General features: G+C 60.1%; 22 protein-coding genes. 7 read left to right on the top strand and 15 right to left on the bottom strand.

All coding sequences use genetic code 11. The annotated features are described in order from the left end of the window. Window positions 1-24: 24 nt before the first annotated feature. From QZL67_RS08430 to QZL67_RS08385, 10 genes are all read right to left on the bottom strand, one after another. Window positions 25-759: a FadR/GntR family transcriptional regulator gene (locus QZL67_RS08430; protein WP_022290287.1), complete on the bottom strand. Its 735-nt coding sequence runs from the start codon at window positions 757-759 to the stop codon at window positions 25-27. Window positions 760-814: 55 nt separating this feature from the next. Continuing rightward, window positions 815-1,768, bottom strand: a complete 954-nt coding sequence (locus QZL67_RS08425) for an electron transfer flavoprotein subunit alpha/FixB family protein (RefSeq protein WP_022290286.1) — start codon at window positions 1,766-1,768, stop codon at window positions 815-817. A 16-nt stretch (window positions 1,769-1,784) separates the two neighbouring features. Next, window positions 1,785-2,570 carry an electron transfer flavoprotein subunit beta/FixA family protein gene (locus tag QZL67_RS08420; protein ID WP_022290285.1) on the bottom strand — a complete coding sequence of 262 codons (786 nt, stop codon included), beginning with the start codon at window positions 2,568-2,570 and terminating at the stop codon, window positions 1,785-1,787. Window positions 2,571-2,628: 58 nt separating this feature from the next. Further along, complete coding sequence (locus QZL67_RS08415; RefSeq protein ID WP_022290284.1) at window positions 2,629-3,768, bottom strand: acyl-CoA dehydrogenase family protein; 1,140 nt, start codon at window positions 3,766-3,768, stop codon at window positions 2,629-2,631. Between the two features lie 70 nt (window positions 3,769-3,838). Further along, the gene (locus tag QZL67_RS08410; RefSeq protein ID WP_022290283.1) at window positions 3,839-5,257 is read right to left on the bottom strand and encodes an FAD-binding oxidoreductase; all 1,419 of its coding nucleotides are present in this window, start codon (window positions 5,255-5,257) and stop codon (window positions 3,839-3,841) included. Window positions 5,258-5,600: 343 nt separating this feature from the next. Then, window positions 5,601-6,116, bottom strand: a complete 516-nt coding sequence (locus tag QZL67_RS08405; protein WP_022290282.1) for a nitroreductase family protein — start codon at window positions 6,114-6,116, stop codon at window positions 5,601-5,603. 74 nt (window positions 6,117-6,190) lie between these two features. After that, window positions 6,191-6,736, bottom strand: a complete 546-nt coding sequence (locus tag QZL67_RS08400; RefSeq protein WP_022290281.1) for a hypothetical protein — start codon at window positions 6,734-6,736, stop codon at window positions 6,191-6,193. Between the two features lie 12 nt (window positions 6,737-6,748). Continuing rightward, complete coding sequence (locus QZL67_RS08395) at window positions 6,749-7,189, bottom strand: cell wall hydrolase (RefSeq protein WP_022290280.1); 441 nt, start codon at window positions 7,187-7,189, stop codon at window positions 6,749-6,751. 179 nt (window positions 7,190-7,368) lie between these two features. Further along, a complete protein-coding gene (locus QZL67_RS08390; RefSeq protein WP_292920157.1) occupies window positions 7,369-8,508 on the bottom strand; it encodes a glycosyltransferase in 1,140 nt (379 codons plus the stop codon). 182 nt (window positions 8,509-8,690) lie between these two features. Then, a complete protein-coding gene (locus QZL67_RS08385) occupies window positions 8,691-8,951 on the bottom strand; it encodes a TIGR03905 family TSCPD domain-containing protein (protein ID WP_022290278.1) in 261 nt (86 codons plus the stop codon). A gap of 175 nt (window positions 8,952-9,126) precedes the next feature. Here QZL67_RS08385 and QZL67_RS08380 point away from each other — a divergent pair, with 175 nt between their 5' ends. Further along, window positions 9,127-9,447 (top strand): PadR family transcriptional regulator, encoded by a 321-nt coding sequence (locus QZL67_RS08380; protein WP_022290277.1) that lies wholly within the window; start codon window positions 9,127-9,129, stop codon window positions 9,445-9,447. A gap of 2 nt (window positions 9,448-9,449) precedes the next feature. Next, on the top strand, window positions 9,450-10,856 hold the full coding sequence (locus tag QZL67_RS08375; RefSeq protein ID WP_022290276.1) for a DUF2812 domain-containing protein: 1,407 nt from the start codon (window positions 9,450-9,452) through the stop codon (window positions 10,854-10,856). A 46-nt stretch (window positions 10,857-10,902) separates the two neighbouring features. On the opposite strand, the gene spo0A is transcribed toward QZL67_RS08375, so the two are convergent. Further along, window positions 10,903-11,670, bottom strand: coding sequence for a sporulation transcription factor Spo0A (spo0A, locus tag QZL67_RS08370; protein WP_022290275.1), 768 nt, complete (start codon window positions 11,668-11,670; stop codon window positions 10,903-10,905). 291 nt (window positions 11,671-11,961) lie between these two features. Between spo0A and QZL67_RS08365 the strand changes: the two genes are divergently transcribed. The 5 genes from QZL67_RS08365 (at window position 11,962) to QZL67_RS08350 (ending at window position 15,587) form a co-directional block, all read left to right on the top strand. Further along, window positions 11,962-12,528 carry an NUDIX hydrolase gene (locus QZL67_RS08365; RefSeq protein ID WP_022290274.1) on the top strand — a complete coding sequence of 189 codons (567 nt, stop codon included), beginning with the start codon at window positions 11,962-11,964 and terminating at the stop codon, window positions 12,526-12,528. Between the two features lie 198 nt (window positions 12,529-12,726). After that, window positions 12,727-13,062 (top strand): 2-hydroxyacyl-CoA dehydratase, encoded by a 336-nt coding sequence (locus tag QZL67_RS11680; protein WP_022290273.1) that lies wholly within the window; start codon window positions 12,727-12,729, stop codon window positions 13,060-13,062. Continuing rightward, window positions 13,059-13,829 (top strand): acyl-CoA dehydratase activase, encoded by a 771-nt coding sequence (locus QZL67_RS08360; protein WP_022290272.1) that lies wholly within the window; start codon window positions 13,059-13,061, stop codon window positions 13,827-13,829. The genes QZL67_RS11680 and QZL67_RS08360 overlap by 4 nt, the downstream gene beginning before the upstream one ends. Before the next feature lie 218 nt (window positions 13,830-14,047). Continuing rightward, window positions 14,048-15,322 (top strand): double-cubane-cluster-containing anaerobic reductase, encoded by a 1,275-nt coding sequence (locus tag QZL67_RS08355; RefSeq protein ID WP_022290271.1) that lies wholly within the window; start codon window positions 14,048-14,050, stop codon window positions 15,320-15,322. Beyond that, window positions 15,315-15,587 carry a DUF3343 domain-containing protein gene (locus QZL67_RS08350; RefSeq protein WP_022290270.1) on the top strand — a complete coding sequence of 91 codons (273 nt, stop codon included), beginning with the start codon at window positions 15,315-15,317 and terminating at the stop codon, window positions 15,585-15,587. Before QZL67_RS08355 ends, QZL67_RS08350 begins: the two co-directional genes overlap by 8 nt. A gap of 135 nt (window positions 15,588-15,722) precedes the next feature. Here the strand turns inward: QZL67_RS08350 and spoIVB are convergent, their stop codons facing one another. From spoIVB to QZL67_RS08330, 4 genes are all read right to left on the bottom strand, one after another. Beyond that, window positions 15,723-16,778 carry a SpoIVB peptidase gene (gene spoIVB, locus QZL67_RS08345; protein ID WP_022290269.1) on the bottom strand — a complete coding sequence of 352 codons (1,056 nt, stop codon included), beginning with the start codon at window positions 16,776-16,778 and terminating at the stop codon, window positions 15,723-15,725. A gap of 193 nt (window positions 16,779-16,971) precedes the next feature. After that, entirely contained in the window at window positions 16,972-18,114 is a 1,143-nt protein-coding gene (gene ftsZ, locus QZL67_RS08340; protein WP_022290268.1) for a cell division protein FtsZ, read from the bottom strand. A 177-nt stretch (window positions 18,115-18,291) separates the two neighbouring features. After that, window positions 18,292-19,077 (bottom strand): cell division protein FtsQ/DivIB, encoded by a 786-nt coding sequence (locus QZL67_RS08335; protein WP_022290267.1) that lies wholly within the window; start codon window positions 19,075-19,077, stop codon window positions 18,292-18,294. A 4-nt stretch (window positions 19,078-19,081) separates the two neighbouring features. Next, window positions 19,082-19,191 (bottom strand): hypothetical protein (locus QZL67_RS08330; RefSeq protein ID WP_292920155.1); only part of this gene is annotated, 110 nt, incomplete at its 5' end.

Below are 19,191 nucleotides of genomic sequence, written 5' to 3'. Positions count from 1 at the left end.
AGACTTTCCTCCTCTATCAACTCGTCAATTTGTATCCGGCACGGCTCCGCCGCGCAGTTCCAGCTGCTGGTCAATCAGGGCAAAGTGCTCCGCCACGGCGGCGGAGCCGGCAGCAATGTCCTTGGTAAAAATGTTCTCCACGATCCGCCGGTGAACATCGTAGAGTTTTCGCTTCTGGGATTCCTCTGACATGATATCCCGCCGCAGATCAGCGATGAACCGGTCCATCACATCCGACAGGGCCTGAAGGATCTCCACAAACAGCTGATTTCCCGATGCCCGGGCAATGCTATAGTGGAGACGCTTGTCCAGCAGCACGTTCTCCTCTTCCTCCTTGAGGCCCATGTCCAGCTGGGAGATGATCTCCCGCAGATCCGCCAGATCCTGCTCCGTGGCATGGTTCACCGCCAGTGTGAAAGACTTGAGTTCCAGGGCATAACGCAGCTGGCTGATCTGCCGGAAATCCAGCTTCTTGAGCACGAACATCAGCGAGAGCGTCTCCACCATCGCGCTTTCAAAATTGCTTGCGATGAAATGCCCCGCCCCCTGAACACTGACCGTGGTCCCCATGATCTCCAGGACCCGGACCGCCTCCCGCACGGAATTGCGGCTGACGCCCAGCATCTCCGCCATGGTCCGCTCCGGCGGCAGCTTGGAACCGACCTGCAGCCGGCCGGCGGTGATCTCCTGCTTGATGTAGTCAATCACCCGCATATACATCCGGTTGGAATCCTGCAGGCTGTTAGTTTTCTGCGGCATAGCATCCTCCAATCCCCGCGGCGCAGGACATTCCTGTCCTGCACCGGGAATGTTTTCAGCGCTTGCGGGCCTTCACTTCTTCGATCATCAGAGGCAGGATCTCAGCCACGTTGCCCACAATGCCCACGTCCGCCACATCAAAAATGGGGGCATCCTCATCCTTGTTGATGGCCACGATGTATCCCGAGCCGCTCATGCCGGAAACATGCTGCATGGCGCCGGAAATACCGCAGGCAATGTACAGCTTGGGCGCAACAATCTTGCCGGACTGCCCCACCTGATGGTTCCGGGGCACCCAGCCCTCTTCGATGGCGGGGCGGCTGGCACCGACCACACCGCCCAGCAGATCCGCCAGCTCCTGCACCAGGGCAAAGTTCTCGGCGCTGCCCATGCCGCGGCCACCGGCCACGACTACCTCAGCGTCTTCCAGGTTCACTGCCTCGGCCAGTTCTTTCACGGTGTCCCGGATCACGGTCCGGATCTCGGGAAGCGTCACCGCCTCCTGGCTGACCGGTGCGGTGCGGCCCTCTTCCCGCTCCGGCTTGCCAAAGCTGCCGGAGCGAACCGTCACCACTGCCGGGCCCTCTACGGCCACCGTCTCCAGCAAAGAGCCACCGTACACGGAGCGGACCCAGCCCTGTTCGCTCAGGCCCGTGGCGTCGGTGACACAGCCGGCACCCAGCCGGGCCGCCACTCTTGCCGCCAGTTCCTTGCCGTCCCGGGTGGAGCCAAGCAGCAGGCAGTCCGCCTCATAGCGCCGGCACAGCTCTGCCAGGGCAGCAGCACAGCTCTCCGGCTGATAACCTCCCACCTGGACGCTGAGAATCTCATCGGCGCCATAGGCGCCGGCCTCCGCCGCAGCATCTGCGCTGTCCAGCAGCACCGCCGCCACCGGCTTGCCGCCCTGCTGAGCCGCCAGTCGCTTGGCGGCGTTGAGCGCTTCCAGGCTCGCCTTCACCGGCTGACCGCCGGCACACTCCAAGTATACCACAATGCCATGATTTTGCATATCGAAAAATCCTCCCTCAGATCAGCTTCTGCCCGGCCAGCATCTCCATGGCCCGGCGCACGGACTCGGCGGCTTCCTTTTCCTGGATCTTCACACCGCTTTGCCGCTGAGGAGGTGCGCAGAGCGCCACGCGCTTGGCGGGCGCCGCTGCCGCGCGGGCACCGTCGGTGCCCATCTCCGCCGCCGTCAGTGTGCCGATGGGCATCTTCCGGGCCGCCATTTTGCTTTTGATGGAGGGATACCGGGGCTCATAGGCGGGCTTGGTCACCGTCACCACACAGGGGCAGGGGGCCTCTACCACCCGGTAGCCCTCCTCCGTCTCCTGCTTGGCGGAAATACCGCCGTCCTTGGGCTCCAGCTCCAGGACGTTGGTGATCACCGGCAGCCCCAGCTGCTCAGCCAGCTGCACACCCACCTGGCCGTCAGCAGTGTCGGTGGACTCGCAGCCGCAGAAGATCACGTCGAAGGGGCCCTCCGCCAGCTTACCGGCGGCCTGGCCCAGCAAATAGCCCTTGCCCGGGGCAGAGACCGCCGCGGGCTCCGTGACCACGTAAGCGTGGTCCGCTCCCACGGACAGGCAGCTGCGCAGGGACGGTGTCAGGGCCGCCTCGTCACCAATGGTGAGCACGGTGACGCTGCCGCCGTTGGCCTCCTTGAACCGGGTGGCCATTTCCAGTGCATAGGTGTCAAATGCATTGACCACCGGGGTGATGTCCTTGAGCTGGGGGCCGCCGGTGGCGGGGTCCAGCGTTACGGTGACGGAATCGTCCGGCACCTGTTTGATGCATACCAAAAGTTCCATGTTGTTTTACTCCTCATTTTCAACAGATTGCAGATCAGCGGCCGGATGCCGCCGGATTTCAGAACTTGCCGATGACACTCTTGCCAATGACCATCCGCTGGATCTCGTTGGTGCCCTCGAATATCTGGAAGATCTTGGCGTCCCGGAGGAGCTTCTCCACCGGGTACTCACGGCTGTAGCCGTATCCGCCCAGCATCTGGATGGCCTCCAGCGCATTCTGCCCCGCCACATCGCCGGCATAGCACTTGGCGATGGCGGACTCCCGGCCGTAGGGCAGCCCGGCATCCATCAGCCGCAGGGCGTGAGCCACCATCTGACGGGCGGTCTCCGTGCGGATCTCCATATCGGCGATCTTGAACTGGAGCGCCTGGTTTTTCAAAATGGGCTTTCCGAAGGTGACGCGCTGCTTGCCATAGGCCACCGCCTCGTCGATGGCCCGCTGGGCAATGCCCACGGCGCCGCAGCCCACCCAGGCCCGGGACATGTCCAGGGTCTTCATGGCGATCTTGTAGCCCTCGCCTTCAGCGCCCATCAGGGCAGAGGCGGGAATGCGGCAGTCCTCAAGCACCACATCGCAGGTATTGGAGGTGCGGATGCCCATCTTGTTCTCATGGTTCCCGGTAGACAGGCCCGGCGTTCCGGCCTCTACCAGAAAGGCGGACATTCCCTTGACGCCCTGGGACTTGTCGGTCATGGCGGTGACCACATAGAAGGACGCCACACCGCCGTTGGTGATGAAGCACTTGCGGCCGTTGAGAATATACTCGTCCCCCTCCCGGACGGCGGTGGTCTTGCTGTTTCCGGCGTCGGAACCCGCCATGGGCTCGGTCAGGCAGAAGGCGCCGTGGTTGCCGTCCATCAAAAGATCGCAGCAGTGCTGCTTCTGCTCCTCGCTGCCGCCGATGAGGACGGCTTTCAATGCCAGATTGCTGGCGGTGATGGTGGAGGCAAAGCCTGCATCCGCCTTGGCAAACTCCTCCATCAGCGCGGCCACAGTGATGCGCTCCAGCCCAAGGCCGCCGTATTCCTTGGGAACCTCCAGGCCATTGTAGCCCAGCTCCGCCGCCTTCTTATAGATTTCCGCGGGCCACTCGCCGGAGACGTCATATTCCTTGCACTGTTCCTTGATCTCTTTTTCACAGAATTCCCGCACACTGTCCAGCAGATCCTGATCTTCGGGATTGATAAGATAAGCCATGTTGTTTTCCGCCTTTCTTTTCCACATCGCCGCCGCAGGCGATTGCTTTTTGTATTTTAATTTATGTATATTACAGTTTGTAGCAGACTTTGCCGGGGTTGAGGATCAGATTCGGGTCAAACACCTGCTTGATCTGTTCCATCAGACGCATGTTCACCTCACCCACGGATTCGGCCAGATAGGGAACCTTGCCCCGGCCGATGCCATGCTCGCCGGAGACCTGACCGCCCAGCTCGGTGGCCTTGATGTAGACGGCCTCCATGAATTTCTCGGCCCGGGCCTTGAACGCGTCCTCCTCCAGGTCGTTGCTGCAGCAGTAGATGTGCAGGTTGCCGTCGCCGGCGTGGCCGAAGCTGCGCACCTTCAGTCCCACGGTCTCCTGGAGGGATTCCACATAGCTCAGGAACTTGGCGATCTGGGTGACGGGCACCACCACATCGCACTCGTCCAGCAGCTTGGTATCCGCCATGATGGCCTCCAGGAAACTGCTGCGGGCAGCCCAGGCGTCCCGCTTGAGGGCCGGGGTGTCTGCCACCAGCACGTCGATGGCGCCAGCCTCCAGCACCACCTCGGACGCCTGCTCGATCATCGCATCCAGCTCGTCGGCATCGTTGCCGTCAAAGGTCACCAGCAGGTAGGCCTCGGCCTCCACGCCGTCGATCTTGCGGGGGAACACCTGCTTGCCCACATAGGCCTCAGAGGAGATGACGATGTCCTTGCCCATGAACTCCAGCGCCTGGGGGTTGAGGTGATGCTGGAAAAAGGCAGGCACGGAGGCAATGCAGGACTCCATGTCAGGATAGGGGATGATGAGGCTGATGGTCTCCTTGGGAGCGGGGATCAGTTTGAGCGTCAGCTCCGTGATGACACCCAGGGTACCCTCGGAGCCGATCATCAGATTCAGCAGGCTGTAGCCGGAGCTGGTCTTGGAAACAGAGCTGCCCAGATGGATGATCTCGCCGGTGGGGAGCACCACAGTCATGGCCTTTACATAGTCCCGGGTGCAGCCGTACTTGACGGCCCGCATGCCGCCGGCATTGGTGGAAACATTGCCGCCCAGTGTGGCAAACTTCTCACCGGGATCGGGGGGATACAGCAGCCCCTTGGAGGACGCGTCCTCCGCCAGGGTATTGAGCAGGACACCGGGCTGAACGGTGACGGTGAAGTTCTCCTCGTCATAACCCAGGATCTTGTTCATCCGGGTGGTCACCAGCAGCACGCCGCCGCAGACGGGAACCGCTCCGCCCACAAGGCCCGTACCGGCGCCCCGGGGGGTAACGGGGATGCGGTGCTCGTTGCACAGCTTCATCACCGCAGCAATCTCCTCCGTGGACGCCGCCTCCACCACTGCTTCCGGGAATGACTTACCGTAAATGGGCATCTCGTCATGACTGTAATCCGCATTGATGTCACTGCCGGTAAACACACGTCCCGGCGCGATGGCGGACAGCTGTTGGACAAGTTCCGGCGTCAGTGCCTGATAATCCATAGTGCTCAATCTCCTGTCAATGAAATCTCTGAATTTGTCAAAATTGGTTCTACCAATTTTAGCAACCATGATACACCTCTTTGACAGATTTTGTCCATCGGTTTTTTTGTGAAAAAGTTGTCAAAATCGGTTAAAACTCTCACAATCGGCGGAAATCCATTTCAAATTATACGATTACGCAAACGTTATCCCAAGAATTGGCATCTTAAAAATACCGTTCTCCATGTCGTTGGTTGTTTTGTTGAAATTTCAGTTCGTTTTTTGTTTAAATTGCAAAAAGAGATGTCTGCCGCCGCCTTTCGGCAGCGGACAGACATCTCTTTTCTACAGACAGGATTTTCTTTTAACGGTAGCGCACCAGCGTCTCCAGGGGCTTTCGGTCGGCATGGAGGCGGGAAGGTCTCGCCCCCTCGGCAGGATACCCCAGCGCCAGCACGGCAATGGGCGTCAGACCAGACAGCTCCTCGGGGAAGGTCTCTTGAATCTTCACGGGGTCAAACATCCCGATGTAGGTGGTCCCCAGGCCCAGATCCGCGGCCTGAAGCATCATCTGTGTGGCAGCGATGGCAGCGTCGATCTCACCGTGATTCTTTCCATCCTTCTCCCGGACCCACGCGGCGGCGGGATCATAGGACACCACCAGCAGTACCGGCGGATGGAAGTGTGCGTCCACGCAGCCGTCTGCCAGTTCCAGCGCCTCCGGGCTCTGGATGACCAGAATACGCTGGGGCTGATTGTTGTGGGCGGTGGGTGCGTTGCGGCCGGCCTCCAGGATCTGGGTCAGCTTCTCCGGTTCCACGGGGCGGTCGCTGAATTTGCGGAGAGAATACCGCTCCGCGGCCAGTTTTTCGAAATCCATCAGGGTCTCCCCTTCCTTTCGTATCAGATACCGTGGATTTTAGCACAGCTCCCACCGTCTGCGCAACTGTTTTCTCAGGTGGTGCCTCCCTGCCACTGTCCATTGTGGAGCATGTCGTGGCACAATTCTCTGCATCGGGTATCGTAAAACTCGATGAATTTCAAAGAGTAAATGTCCGATACGATGTACCGGTCCCGTCCCTCCTGATAAATGGTCACATAGTCATTGCCCACGTCGTACAAAATTCCTTCCCAGGCCACGGTATTCTGGGTGCCCACCAGGAACGTGGCCACCACATAGTTGCCCACATACCGCAGCAGCATCGCCTTCAAAGAGCCCCGGTATGCCTCTTCCACAGAGACCGGGTCCGTAATGACCTCGCTGGGAAGATGATTGCGCAGGTCCATCTGTCCGCCTTCACTGGTGGTCCCGCCGGTGCCGGCGAGGCCCGGCATGGACCGGCCCGTACCGGCGCCGGAATTGGGCCGGGCGGGCGCCGCCGGCGTCATCTCCGGTCCGCCGCTGATCTCCGCAGACCAGTCCATTCCCGGCATGACCGCCTGCCCGCCGTTCACACGCATCCGCGCCACCGGCTGCGCACCGTTTTGATACTGCATCATAAGCAACACCCCTCAAGTTCGATAATAGGCATTCGTCGGATTATAAAAGCAGTGATCGCCGATCCTGGTCTGCCAGTATCCCACATCCGACGGGAAAAAGGACCGGCAGGTGGGGCCGAACGGGTTGTAAAACCACAGCGATTCCGCCACATCCGGCAGCCGGTTTCCCGCAATGGCCCAGTCGGCAATGTCATAGTGAATCTGTTCCGGGCGCATGTTGTAAATATTTTGAGGGTTGTAGACCCCTCCCTCCGTTTCGCTGGCGCAGACGAACTGATACGGCTGGAAAATGATGTTGCGAATGCTGCCCTGGCCCACCCGGGCGTATTCGCCGCCGACGGCGTTGACCCGGTTCATCACCACGCCGGCCACCGCCTTCATGCCGTTTTCTCCCTCCCCGCCCGCTTCACACTGAATCAAACGCGCCAGCAGTTCCCGGTCGGAATATGCCATCGCTCCTTCCTCCCCAAATAGTCTCCCGTCCCGGCCGGGAACGCTAAGTACCGCCGTGAAAAGAAACGTGCTCTCCGGTGCCCGGGACCGCCGGAACCATCTCCGGCCCGCTTCATCTTATGCAAAAGGACCGCCGCCGGTGTCTCCCGGCGGCGGTCCCGCAGAACCTGCATGCAATTTTACCTGGAAGCGGGGCGCTGCTCTTCGATGGCCTGGCGGAACATCTCCTCCGTCAGCTGGATGGAGCGCTCCAGCGCGTACTGCTTGGCGTGCTCGGCATAGCGCACTTCCATCTCCTGCCGCTGGGCCGGATGGTCGATCCACCAGTCGATGCGCCGGGCCAGGGCCAGGCTGTCTCCCGCCGGAAAGAGGCTCCGCTCGTCCAGCGCGAACTGGGGCGTGGCGGAGCGGGGCGAATCGGCGATCACCGGCACCAGTCCGCAGGCAAACGCCTCCATGCAGCTCATGGCCTCGATCTCCGCATCGGAGGTGTGGACATACAAATCGCACATGGCAAAGATATCCAAAAGCCGCTCCGGCTCATAGAATTCCATGACAATGGGGTTGGGCAGCTTTTCCGCCAGACGGCGGTACTTTCTCTCCAGCGGCCCCTTGCCTGCCAGAATCACCTGCAGCTGCTGGGCATACCGGGAGCGGGCACAGGCATCGATCAGCACGTCCTGCCGCTTTTCCCCCGCGTACCGGCCCACCATCAAAATGTTGAACTTTCCCAGCATCCAGTCCTCTTTCGGCAGCTTGCGGTAGTGATACTGGGGGCTGATGCCGTTGGAGATCACGTGCAGCTGGGCGGTGTAGCCGTGCTGGCGCAGCTGCTCGGCGATCATGTTGCTGGGGCAGTGGATATGGGTAAAGCGATTGTAAAAGCTGTCCCGGAACCGGTTGTACAAAAAGTCATTGGCCCGCTTGCTGTTGCCCAGGTGCAGCGTGAACGTGATGTTTTCCGGCTGGCAGTGGAACGCGGCCGTATGGGGAATCCCCAGCTTTTCCACATGCTTGAGGCCCGCCACCGCCAGCGGGGAGGGCATCATGAAGTGCACCACATCCGCCCAGGCCGCCGCCTTTTCAAACACATGCCGGTTGGGAACAGCCAGGCGCATGCCCTGGCTGGTGATCAGGTGCTCCACAATGGGCAAAAAGCGCATCTGCCGGACTGCATACTTATTGGGCCCCGGCTTCCCAATGGCGATGACCCGCACCTCGTTTCCATGCTCCTTGAGCGCCATGGCAAACCGCCTGGCGCTGATTGTAGTGCCGTTATTCGCATCGTCAAACTGGTCAATGACCAACACGATTTTCATACGTTTCAACCGCTCTTTCCTTGCTTTTCCTTCTATTTCCGTCCAACTCAATATTTTTTTAGTTTATCACTTTCCATCTGGCTTGTCCATTGGAAAACCAGAATTTGGGAACCATCCGCGCTTATTTTTCGTAAAAATTTGCCCTGGCACCGCAAAAAAGAGGCCGGATACCGGCCCCTTTCTTATTGCTCCCGCTGTGCCAGGATCTGTTCCAGGCCCTGGGCCAGCTGATCCGGACAGGAGGTGGATTTGAACCCGCAGCGAATACCCTTGAGCCGCTCCACGGCCTCCTGAGCACTCATGCCCCGCACCAGTGCGGAGATACCCTGCAGGTTGCCGCTGCAGCCGCCCAATACTTCCAGATTCGCAATGCGGCCCTGCTCGTCCAGTTCCACCCGCATCTCCTGCGAGCAAACCCCGTGGGGCCGGAAAGAATACGTCATCTTCAGTTCCTCTTTTCCTAGTATGATCCTATTTTTTTAGAATAGCACGATGTCAAAAATTTGGCAAGCCCGGTTTTTATCATCGATATTCGATATTTCTTCTTGACAAGCTCGATATTCGATATTATCCTGAAAGCAGGAAAGATCGAATATCGATATTGGAAGGAGGCGCGCCATGGCCCGGGAAAAATTTCAGACGCTGACAGAGCAGATGTTTTACATCCTGCTGTGTCTGCGGCAGGAGCAGTGCGGCGCCGACATTATGTCCCAGGTCACCGCCCTGACGGCAGGCCGGGTGAGCGTAGGCCCCGGCACACTCTACAACCTGCTGGAGCAGTTTCTCGATGCCGGCTACATCCGGGAAACCAAGGTGGAAGGCCGCAGGCGCAGTTATCTCCTGACAGCGGCGGGCCAGGCGGCCCTGGCGGAGGAGCGCCGCCGCCTGCAGGCCCAGATCGACGACTACGACCACCTTACAGCGAAAGGAGGAACCTGACCATGGGAAATACCAAACGGGAGTGGATTCCCCTGTACAACTTCCTGGACCGGACCAAGCTCACCGCCCACCTGGCGGAGATGGCCGCCCGGGGCTGGCTGCTGACATCCATCACTCCCTGGAGCTGGAGATACCGCCGGACCGAGCCCCGGAAGCTGAAATTCGCCGTGACCTTTTTCGCAGGAGCCGGGCGCTTCTCCCCCGCCCCGGCGCCGGGGCTGGAGACCTTCCGGGACTACTGTGCCCAAGCCGGATGGCAGCTGGCCGCCAGCCTGGACCAGGTGCAGGTCTTCTACAACGAGGATGAACACGCCATTCCACTGGAGACGGACTCCGCCCTGGAACTGGCCAACATCCACAAGAGCATCGGCGGACCTCTGAGAAAAAGCTATCTGGCTCTGCTCCTTCTCTCCCTTTTCCAGGTGGGATTCAGTCTCTGGCAGCTGGTACGGGACCCGGTGGATAACATCGGCAGCAGCTCCTCTCTGTTGGCGGCCGGGGCCTACCTGCCCCTGACAGTGCTGATTCTGTGGGGACTTTTTTCCTACCGCCGCTGGCTCCGGAAGGCCAGGGCCACCGCCGAGACCGGAGCCCCTCTGCCGGACCTTCCCAGCGCCAAATGGCTCAGCATCCTGGTCATGGTGTGGTCGGCCCTGCTGGTGCTGGCCTCCTTTGCCAGCGTGAGCCGGTCCGCCGGAATGGTCCTGCTGCTGGTGGGAATGCTGGTGTTCTTCACTCTGGCGGGCTTTCTGACCGACCTGATCCGGAAGTATCTCCAGCGGCTCCGGTGTCCGGCCTGGGGCAACTTTCTGGTGATGATCGCCGTCATCCTTGTCCTGACGGCGGCAGCTCTGGCCGGACTGATGGCTCTTGTGATGGACAATGCCGGCACCGACTGGTTCGCAGACCATCCGGCGGCGGAGACCTACACCTACCAAGGCATGACCTGGTCTGTCTATGACGACCCCATCCCTCTGCGGATCGAAGACTTGGCAGAGGTAGATTATGACCGCTGGTCCACCGAGGCCCGGGTAGACACCTCCTTCCTGGGCAGCCACGGGGAATACCGCCAGGATGCCCGGCTGGGAGAGGGCCAGTGGCCGGAACTCCGGTATGACATCGTCACCGTGAAGGCCCCCTTCCTCTATGATCTTTGCAAGCAGGACTTCATTGACTGGGTAGAGCGGGACAACGACCAGATCCCCCCGGAGTACCGGGAGGAATACCGCCCCGTGGACCCCTCCCCCTGGGGGGCAGAGGAAGTGCTTCAGGTATCTATCGGCAATGAGGCCGTGAATCAATACCTGCTCTGCTGGTCGGACCGGCTGGCGGAGGTCCACCTCCCCTGGGACTGGGATCTGACGGTGGAGCAGATGGCCGTCATTGGGGAGAAACTGGCGGCAGACTGACCGGAGATGTAAAAAAGGAGAGGCGCTCTGCCTCTCCTTTTGCATTTTATGCCTTCCAGGCCTTGGTCTGATTTTTCTGCTCCAGCACCAGCCGGTCCGCGATCATGGCAATGAACTCGCTGTTGGTGGGTTTCCCCTTGGCGTTAGAGACCGTGTAGCCGAAGTACTTTTGCAGCGTCTCCAGATCGCCCCGGTCCCAGGCCACCTCGATGGCGTGACGGATAGCCCGCTCCACCCGGGAGGCCGTGGTTCCGAACCGCCGGGCCACTTCCGGATAGAGCACCTTGGTGACGGCGTTGATCACGTCCATGTCCTGCACCGTGATAATAATGGCCTCCCGCAGGTATTGATAGCCCTTGATGTGGGCAGGAACCCCGATCTCATGAATCACGGAGGTCACCAGGTTCTTCAGCTCCAAAGACTGATCCGGCTGGGGCTCGGCCTGGACAAACAGGGCCTGCATCCGTTCGATCAGCGCGGCGGGCTCGCAGGGCTTGGCCATGAAATAGCTGGCTCCCAGCTCCACAGCCTCTGCCACCACCTGCTCACTGCAAAAGGCGGACACCACGATGACCTTGAGACTCTCTTCCCCGCTGAGTTTGAGCTGCTTTAAAACCGTCAGGCCGTCTCCCGGCATCACCACATCCAGCACCAACAGATCCGGGTGCAGCTGCTCGGCCAGCTCCAGCGTCTCCGCCCCGTTCCCGGCCTCGCCCACCACAGTGAAGGCCTCGGTTTGATCTATGGCTTTCCGCAGCAGCGTGCGGAATTCCTCATTGGCATCTGCCAGTAATACCCTTCTTCTCACATCCATGATTTCCCTTGTCCTTTTCCTGAAATTTTGATACACTCATACCGTGTTTTTCAGTGGGTGCAGCGCCCCTGCCGCGGCGGAACAGCGCCCCCGTTTGCGACGGATTCATGAAGCTTCAAATCACGTTTTCTATAAATTACCATAAACGGACAGCGTTTGCAAGAAGGAACTGTAAATAAATTCCAAAAATCATTCGACGATTTTTTTGAAAAAGCCAGCAATCCCAGTGTTTTCAAGGGCTTTTCCCCACTTCCGCACTGGAAACGCGCCGGCTGCCGGAGGAGTGGTCACATGTCGCTTTTGAACCAAATCGAGACCTACCAGCCCTGGAACGAGCAGGAGGCTGCGGACCGGGAAGGATTGCTGGCACGGATGCGCCGGGGGGAGGACCTCTACACCCGTTCCAACCCTGAAGCCCATTTCACCGCCTCCGCCTGGGTAGTCAGCCCTGACCGCAAGCAGGTCCTGATGGCCTACCACAACCTCTATGACTCCTGGGCCTGGCTGGGAGGCCACGCCGACGGGCAGCAGGATCTTCTGGCGGCGGCGCTCCGGGAGGTACGGGAGGAGAGCGGTCTCACAGAGGTCCGTCCGGTTACCCCGGAGATCTTTTCTCTGGAGATTTTAACGGTGGACGGCCATGAAAAGCACGGCCGCTATGTCTCCTCCCATCTGCACCTGAACGTCACTTACCTCCTGGAGGCAGACCCCGCGCTGCCGGTACGGTGCAAGCTGGATGAAAACAGCCGGGTAGGCTGGTTCGGTCTGGAGGAGGCCGTGGCCGCCTCCACGGAGCCCTGGTTCCAGGAGCGCATTTATAAAAAGCTCAATGCCAAACTGATGGCGCTGGGGCTGTGAGACCGTTTTTCCCTGGTTCCTCCGCATTTTCTGCCCCATTGTCATCTCATTTTGAAATAGATCTGAACATACAAAAAAGACCGACTGCCATCCTGGCAGTCGGTCTTTTTTGCCTTGTACAAGTTCCGAAAAAACACTTCCCCCGCAGCGGCAACCTTTGATCTTCAAGCGTTATTCTTTTGAATAGGAATCTATTACTTGCGTTTTATATGGTTTCCAGATAAAATACTGAGTAAATATCCACACAATTTTGCATTGTACTGCTGGTCGGCCCTCTCAGAGCACCTGCGCTGCTCCGAAATTTTCAAGCACTGCGGCGGCCGCCATATCCAAAGGAGATGCCTTGCATGGAACAAACCGGAATCAAGCTGCCCCCCTGACTTTGAGACCTATGGAGAGGCCTTCTTCATCCGCCGGTTTGTTATCCGGGAGAAGGGCCTTCCCTATCTGAATATCGAGACCAACTATTCCCAGGCGGACAAGGGAAAGATCAACACCCACCCGGCTGCCTTTCTGGAGATAATTGACAAATGAACTACTTTACGGGAATTGACATTGGCTCCACCGCCTCCAAGGTGGTGGTGCTCAGCGAGGCAGGTATGGAAGACCGCTTTGTCCTGCCCACCGGCTGGAGCAGCCGGGAGACTTCCAACGAAATCGCCCGGCGGCTGGCGGAAGGCGGCCATCCGCTGGGTGCGGGAATGAAGGTGGTGGCCACCGGCTACGGCCGGGTGGCCGTGGACTACGCGGACAAAACCGTCACTGAGATCACCTGCCACGGCCGGGGCGGCTGGTACCTGCTGGGCCGGGACTGCACCATCATCGACATTGGCGGGCAGGACACCAAGGTCATCACCGTGGAACACGGGATGCCCGCCAGCTTTCTCATGAACGACAAGTGCTCTGCGGGCACCGGTAAGTTCCTGGAGATCATGGCAAACCGCCTGGGAGTGGACCTGCCGGAGCTGTTCACGCTGGCGGCGTCCGGCACACCGCTTGCCATCAGCTCCATGTGCACCGTTTTTGCCGAAAGCGAGGTCATCAGCCACATCGGTGCCGGAGAGCGCCGGGAGGATATCGCCGCCGGGGTCGTGGACTCGGTGGTATGCAAGGTGGCAGGGCTGTGCGCCCGGCACACCATGGCGGGCGACGTCCTGCTCACCGGCGGGCTGTGCGACAGCGCCTACCTGGTGGAGCGGCTCTCGCTGAAATTGAAGTGTCCCGTCCTCACCGACCCCATGGGCCGGTATGCCGGAGCTTTGGGCGCGGCACTGATTGCCCGGGGTAAGGTGACCAAATAAGGACGCCTGGCCCCATCAGTCCCCCTGAGAAATCCAGCTATGCGGGAAAATACCTGCTCCTGTCCCTTCCGTTTCCACCGCCGGGGCCTGCTGCCGCCCGGCCATTTGAACCCGGCGCACCGGAACGGGTCCCCGCCAGGCGGAAACGAAGCTGAGGCAGAACCGGAAGAAACCCGCCAGGCCGTGAGAACATCTACAAGAATATGGAGGAACGCGGTATGTCAGATTATGTACAGATGTGGAAAGACCTGGGGATGGATCTGGAGAATCACGACCTGCTCTGTCAGGTGCTCCCCACTGCCGTGGGAGACGTCTTTCTCTCCCAGGAAAACCGGCCCAAGGCCATGGATTTCTGGGATCTGGTGATCTCCGAGGTCCACGGTATCCGTCCGGCTGAGCTGATCGAGGCTCAGAAGCAGGGCCGCAAGGTCTTCGGCACCTTCTGCGTCTATGTGCCCGATGAGGTAGTGGTGGCCGCTGACGGTATCGTCACCGGTCTTTGCGGCGGTTCTCAGTTCTGGGTGCCTGACGGCGAGGCCGTGCTGCCCAAGAGCACCTGCCCCCTGGTGAAGGCCTCGGTGGGCGCCCGGCTGGGCCGGACCTGCCCCTTCTTCCGCATTGCCGACCTGTATGTGGGCGAGACCACCTGCGACGGTAAGAAAAAGGCCTACGAGATCCTGGGGGAGGACGTGCCCATGTACATCATGGACGTACCCCAGATGAAACGGGAAAAGGACATCTTGAAGTGGAAGGACGAGATCGCAGACTTCGCCAGGAAGGTGGAGGAATTCACTGGCAACACCATCACCCCGGAGAAGCTGGGAGAAGCCATCCATACCATCAACGAAAAGCGCAAAGCCCTGGCCCGGGTGTACGCGTGCCGCAAGTCCACCTGCCTGCCCATCTCCGGCCGGGACGCCCTGCTGGTGATGCAGATTGCCTTCTTTGACGATCCGGTGCGGTGCGCTCAGATGTGCAACCGGCTGGCCGACGAGCTGGAGCAGCGCATCCGGGACGGGGTGAGCGTGGTCCCTGCCGGCACCAAGCGCATCCTGGTTACCGGCACCCCCATGGCCGTGCCCAACTGGAAGCTGCACAACATCATCGAGACCAGCGGCGCTGCCGTGGTGTGCGAGGAGATGTGCACCGGCACCCGGTATTTTGAGAATCTGGTGGACGAGAGCAAAACCACACTGGACGAGCAGTTCATGGCCCTGTCCCAGCGGTACATGAAGACCAACTGCGCCTGCTTCACCCCCAACACCGGTCGCATCGATGATATTCTGCGCCTGGTGAAGGAGTATCAGGTGGACGGTGTCATCGACTGCAGCCTGAAGTTCTGCTGCCTGTACGACACGGAGAAGTATGCGGTCGGTCGGGCGCTGAAGGAAGCCGGTGTGCCGGTGCTCAGTCTGGAGACGGATTACGCCGACACCGACGCCGAGCAGCTGCGCACCCGTATTGAGGCCTTTGTGGAGCTGCTCAATGGCTGAAGAACAGGTCCGCTATTACATCCTCTTTGCCAACTACGAGCAGGGGCTCTCCCTCCACGATCTGCTGGATCAGGAGGGAATTCCCAACCGGATTGCCCCTGCTCCCAGGGCCATCCAGGGAGAGCTGTCCTGCGGGATGTCCCTGCTGATTCAGCCGGAGGCACTGGAAGCCACCAGGGACTGTATTCGGCGCCACCACGCCCCGCACCACGCCATTGTGCCTCTGGCAGGTCAGATCAAGCCTCGCCGGGACCGGTACTGCTGAGAACGCCTCACAGCTGCTTCTCCCAGCACGAAAAGATTGTGCGGCATCTGCAGTGTTTCCAAAAATTGAATGCAAGCCAGAGCACCCAAGCAGCCGTTTGGCTGCTTGGGTGTCCATTTTTGCCGGTGCACCGATTTATGCGCTGTTCTGGGCGGCATCCAGCATAGTTTCCATCAAAATTCCATATCCTTTGGTTGGGTCACTTAAGAGAACATGCGTTACCGCGCCCACAAATTTGCCGTCCTGCAGAATCGGTGAACCCGACATGCCCTGGACGATGCCGCCGGTGGATGCAATCAGCCCCGGGTCCGTTACGGAGATCAGCAGTTCCCGCCCGTCGGAAGCACCGCCATTGACTTTCAAAATTTCAATGTCGTACTCCCGCACAGCATCCCCGTCCACATTGGAGCGGATGGTTGCCGGGCCCGCGTGGACCTCATCTGGGTCTGCCACAGGCAGCGCCTCTCCCATCTGTTCCGTCAGTTCACAGGGAGAGAGGGTGCCGAAAATACCGCTGCTGGTATTGGCGTACAGATCGCCCAAATCGGAGCTGAGATCAAAATCGCCCCGCAGCTCGCCGGCTTCGCCCGCCGTACCCTTTTTCACCGCCTTCACCGTGGAACCCAGAATGGAGCCGGAGGAGAAGGGCATCAGCAGTGCCGTGTCGCTGTCCGTGATCCCGTGGCCCAGTGCGCCAAAGGCACCACTGTCGGGGTCATAATAGGTCATGGTGCCGATTCCGGCCATGGAGTCCCGAATCCAGGCACCGATGGCATACTGCCCCTGGTCATTTTGTTCCGGCGAAACGGACAGCGTCATGGTCTCTCCGCCCCGCCGGACCTGAAGGTCCGTGGATACCTCACCGGTATTTTGCAGCAGGGTCTGGAACTGCTCGGTGGAGGTCACGGAGACTCCTCCGCACTTGACGATGATGTCTCCGGTCTGCAGGCCGCTCTCCTTTGCCGGTGACGCTCCCTCGGGGAGCTTTACCACCAGGACGCCCCGGGCAAAGAGTTTGATGCCTACCGTATGGCCCACCGGCACCAGCATCCGGGCGGAGGTGCCTGCGGCAGGGCCGTCAGCCGTCACACCAGCGGCTTGGGCGGGAGCTGCCATGCACAGCAGCAGTGCCAGCAGGCACGCCGCGCCGCCCCGCAGCCATTTTTTTGCTGTTTGCAAGGATTCATGCATTGAATCACCCCTTTCCAAAATGCATCCGGCAAACTCGTTGTCTGCCGGCTCGCTTATCTTGGGCGAAATCCACGCCGCTCACCCCAAGCAAAAACCGCCAGTGCCGCCATGGCAGTCCTTGCCTGCTCCCAAAATGCGGGCGCAGAAAAAGACCCCGCAGGCAGAAACCTGCGGGGTCTTCCAGCATTTACAATCAGTCGCGCTTGTTGAAAATTTTGAAAATATCCTCGAAGGGATCGTCCTCCTCCGGCTCGGGCTCGGGACCCACCGGCTGCGGAGCTTTGACAGCGGAATGATCCGGAGTCTCGGTGCCTGCCGCGGCAGTCTGGGACGCGGCTGTGCCGGTCTGCACATCGGGAACCTTGGGAAGCTCTGCAGGGGCCTTGTCGAATCCCGTGGCAATGACGGTGACTCGAATCTCGTCGTCCAGCGTCTCGTCGAAGGTGGCGCCGAAGATGGTGAGAGCATCGGGATGTACCGCCGCCTGTACCAGAGAGGCGGCCTGCTCCACTTCCTCCAGGCCAATGTCCATGGAGCCGGTGACATTGATGAGCACGCCCTTGGCGCCCTCGATGGAGGTCTCCAGCAGGGGGCTGGAAATGGCCATCTTGGCGGCCTCCTCGGCCTTGCCCTTTCCGGCGGCCCGGCCCACGCCCATATGGGCCATGCCGGCGTTTTTCATGATGGCGGTAACATCCGCGAAGTCCAGATTGATAAAGCCGGTATCCCGGATCAGGTCGGAGATGGACTGCACCGCCTGGCGCAACACATCATCAGCGATCTCAAAGGCGTTGGCGAAGGTGATCTTCTGGTCCGTGGCGTGCTTGAGACGCTCGTTGGGGATGATGACCAGAGAGTCCACCTTGTCCTTGAGCTCGGCGATGCCGGACTCGGCCTGCTGCATACGGCGGCGGCCCTCAAAGCCAAAGGGCTTGGTCACCACGGCCACGGTGAGGATGTCCATCTCCTTGGCAATCTCCGCCACGATGGGGGCACCGCCAGTGCCGGTGCCGCCGCCCATGCCGGCAGTGATGAACACCATGTCGGTATCCTCCAGCGCCTTGGCGATCTGCTGACGGCTCTCCTCAGCGGACTTGCGTCCCACCTCGGGATCGGAGCCGGCGCCCTGTCCGTGGGTCAGCTTTTCGCCGATCTGGATCTTATAGGTAGCGCTGGATACGTTCAGCGCCTGCTTATCGGTATTCACCGCCACGAACTCCACGCCCTTGGTCCCGGAGCGGACCATGCGGTTGACCACGTTGTTGCCGCCGCCGCCCACGCCGATGACCTTAATATTGACAACGGTATCGGGACCGGTCTCCAATCCAAATGCCATGATGTGCCTCCTGCTATCATTTGTGCAAAAAGGGAACTGCGCTCCCCAGAAACGCACAATATTTTGTATTATACAGATTTAGTTTATTGTATGACACTTTGCCGTTCGGGTCAAGTGGACCTCCGGTTTTTCCCGCAACTTTTTCAAAGAAAGCGGAAATTCGACGGTCTTTGATCCTCAGCCCTCCCAGCGCTGCCCCGGCATGAAGCGGACCTGGTACTCGCTGTCGGGGTTGAGCCGGATGGTGCCGGTCTGGTTAGTCTCCAGCTGGCCCACCGCGATCTTGAGGACCTGCATCAGCCAGCCGTAGTCATCCGCCCCATAGGGCATCTCCACGGTAAAGCGGTCCAAGTAATCCATGTTCAGCGTGGATGCATCCCCCAGGTGGATGGCATTCACGTCGCCCATCATGTCCTCATCCTCCAGAGCTGCCAGCAGCCGCAAAAGGCTGGTCTGCTGGGTGGCGTACTCCGTTTTCAGTGCGATGGTGGACCCCACCGACGGCGCCAGCAGCTGGCAGCCGTCAATGGTGCCGTAATCAGCGGCCTCAGCTGCGGTCTTCTGGTCCACGATCTTGCCAGTGGAACTGATGAGCCAGGCGCTGCCGTCCTGTACCGCGGCCAGCGGCGTCCCGCACTCCTCCACCTGGATGATCAACGTATCGGGCAGCTTGCGGTTGATGCGGATCTCCTCAATGTAGGGCAGCTGCCCCACAATGTTCTGCGCCACATCGTACTTGTTCATCAAAAACAGATTGTCGCCGGTGGCAATGCCAGTGGCGTCGATGACCTCCTGCTGGGTGTATCGCTGCGTTCCGGTGACCACAATGGTATCTACCCGGAAAAACAGCGTCAGCGCCACCACGATCACGCCGCAGATCACCAGCACGGACAGCAGCCGATAGAGGAAGCCGAAGCTCCCCCTTCTGCGCCGCCGGTTGGAATGTCTGCGTCTGGCTGCCATAGCTCTACTCCTGTTTCGATCTTTCTTTCCCGCCGCCCCATCGGATGTCGGCGCCCAGGGCGCTCAGGTCCCTGGCAATGTCCTCATATCCCCGGGAGATATGGGCGGTCTCGG

Source organism: Oscillibacter sp. CAG:155 (assembly GCA_000436875.1).
In the GTDB taxonomy this organism is placed as follows: domain Bacteria; phylum Bacillota; class Clostridia; order Oscillospirales; family Oscillospiraceae; genus Oscillibacter.
Note: the sequence above shows the minus strand (reverse complement) of the source record. Positions and strands in the feature narration are given on the sequence as shown.

Excerpts from the sequence above, each read along its gene's own strand:
- QZL67_RS08430 (WP_022290287.1), bottom strand. The coding sequence starts at position 759 with ATGCCGCAGAAAACTAACAGCCTGCAGGATTCCAACCGGATGTATATG.
- QZL67_RS08425 (WP_022290286.1), bottom strand. The coding sequence starts at position 1,768 with ATGCAAAATCATGGCATTGTGGTATACTTGGAGTGTGCCGGCGGTCAG.
- QZL67_RS08420 (WP_022290285.1), bottom strand. The coding sequence starts at position 2,570 with ATGGAACTTTTGGTATGCATCAAACAGGTGCCGGACGATTCCGTCACC.
- QZL67_RS08415 (WP_022290284.1), bottom strand. The coding sequence starts at position 3,768 with ATGGCTTATCTTATCAATCCCGAAGATCAGGATCTGCTGGACAGTGTG.
- QZL67_RS08410 (WP_022290283.1), bottom strand. The coding sequence starts at position 5,257 with ATGGATTATCAGGCACTGACGCCGGAACTTGTCCAACAGCTGTCCGCC.
- QZL67_RS08405 (WP_022290282.1), bottom strand. The coding sequence starts at position 6,116 with ATGGATTTCGAAAAACTGGCCGCGGAGCGGTATTCTCTCCGCAAATTC.
- QZL67_RS08400 (WP_022290281.1), bottom strand. The coding sequence starts at position 6,736 with ATGATGCAGTATCAAAACGGTGCGCAGCCGGTGGCGCGGATGCGTGTG.
- QZL67_RS08395 (WP_022290280.1), bottom strand. The coding sequence starts at position 7,189 with ATGGCATATTCCGACCGGGAACTGCTGGCGCGTTTGATTCAGTGTGAA.
- QZL67_RS08390 (WP_292920157.1), bottom strand. The coding sequence starts at position 8,508 with ATGAAAATCGTGTTGGTCATTGACCAGTTTGACGATGCGAATAACGGC.
- QZL67_RS08385 (WP_022290278.1), bottom strand. The coding sequence starts at position 8,951 with ATGACGTATTCTTTCCGGCCCCACGGGGTTTGCTCGCAGGAGATGCGG.
- QZL67_RS08380 (WP_022290277.1), top strand. The coding sequence starts at position 9,127 with ATGGCCCGGGAAAAATTTCAGACGCTGACAGAGCAGATGTTTTACATC.
- QZL67_RS08375 (WP_022290276.1), top strand. The coding sequence starts at position 9,450 with ATGGGAAATACCAAACGGGAGTGGATTCCCCTGTACAACTTCCTGGAC.
- spo0A (WP_022290275.1), bottom strand. The coding sequence starts at position 11,670 with ATGGATGTGAGAAGAAGGGTATTACTGGCAGATGCCAATGAGGAATTC.
- QZL67_RS08365 (WP_022290274.1), top strand. The coding sequence starts at position 11,962 with ATGTCGCTTTTGAACCAAATCGAGACCTACCAGCCCTGGAACGAGCAG.
- QZL67_RS08360 (WP_022290272.1), top strand. The coding sequence starts at position 13,059 with ATGAACTACTTTACGGGAATTGACATTGGCTCCACCGCCTCCAAGGTG.
- QZL67_RS08355 (WP_022290271.1), top strand. The coding sequence starts at position 14,048 with ATGTCAGATTATGTACAGATGTGGAAAGACCTGGGGATGGATCTGGAG.
- QZL67_RS08350 (WP_022290270.1), top strand. The coding sequence starts at position 15,315 with ATGGCTGAAGAACAGGTCCGCTATTACATCCTCTTTGCCAACTACGAG.
- spoIVB (WP_022290269.1), bottom strand. The coding sequence starts at position 16,778 with ATGCATGAATCCTTGCAAACAGCAAAAAAATGGCTGCGGGGCGGCGCG.
- ftsZ (WP_022290268.1), bottom strand. The coding sequence starts at position 18,114 with ATGGCATTTGGATTGGAGACCGGTCCCGATACCGTTGTCAATATTAAG.
- QZL67_RS08335 (WP_022290267.1), bottom strand. The coding sequence starts at position 19,077 with ATGGCAGCCAGACGCAGACATTCCAACCGGCGGCGCAGAAGGGGGAGC.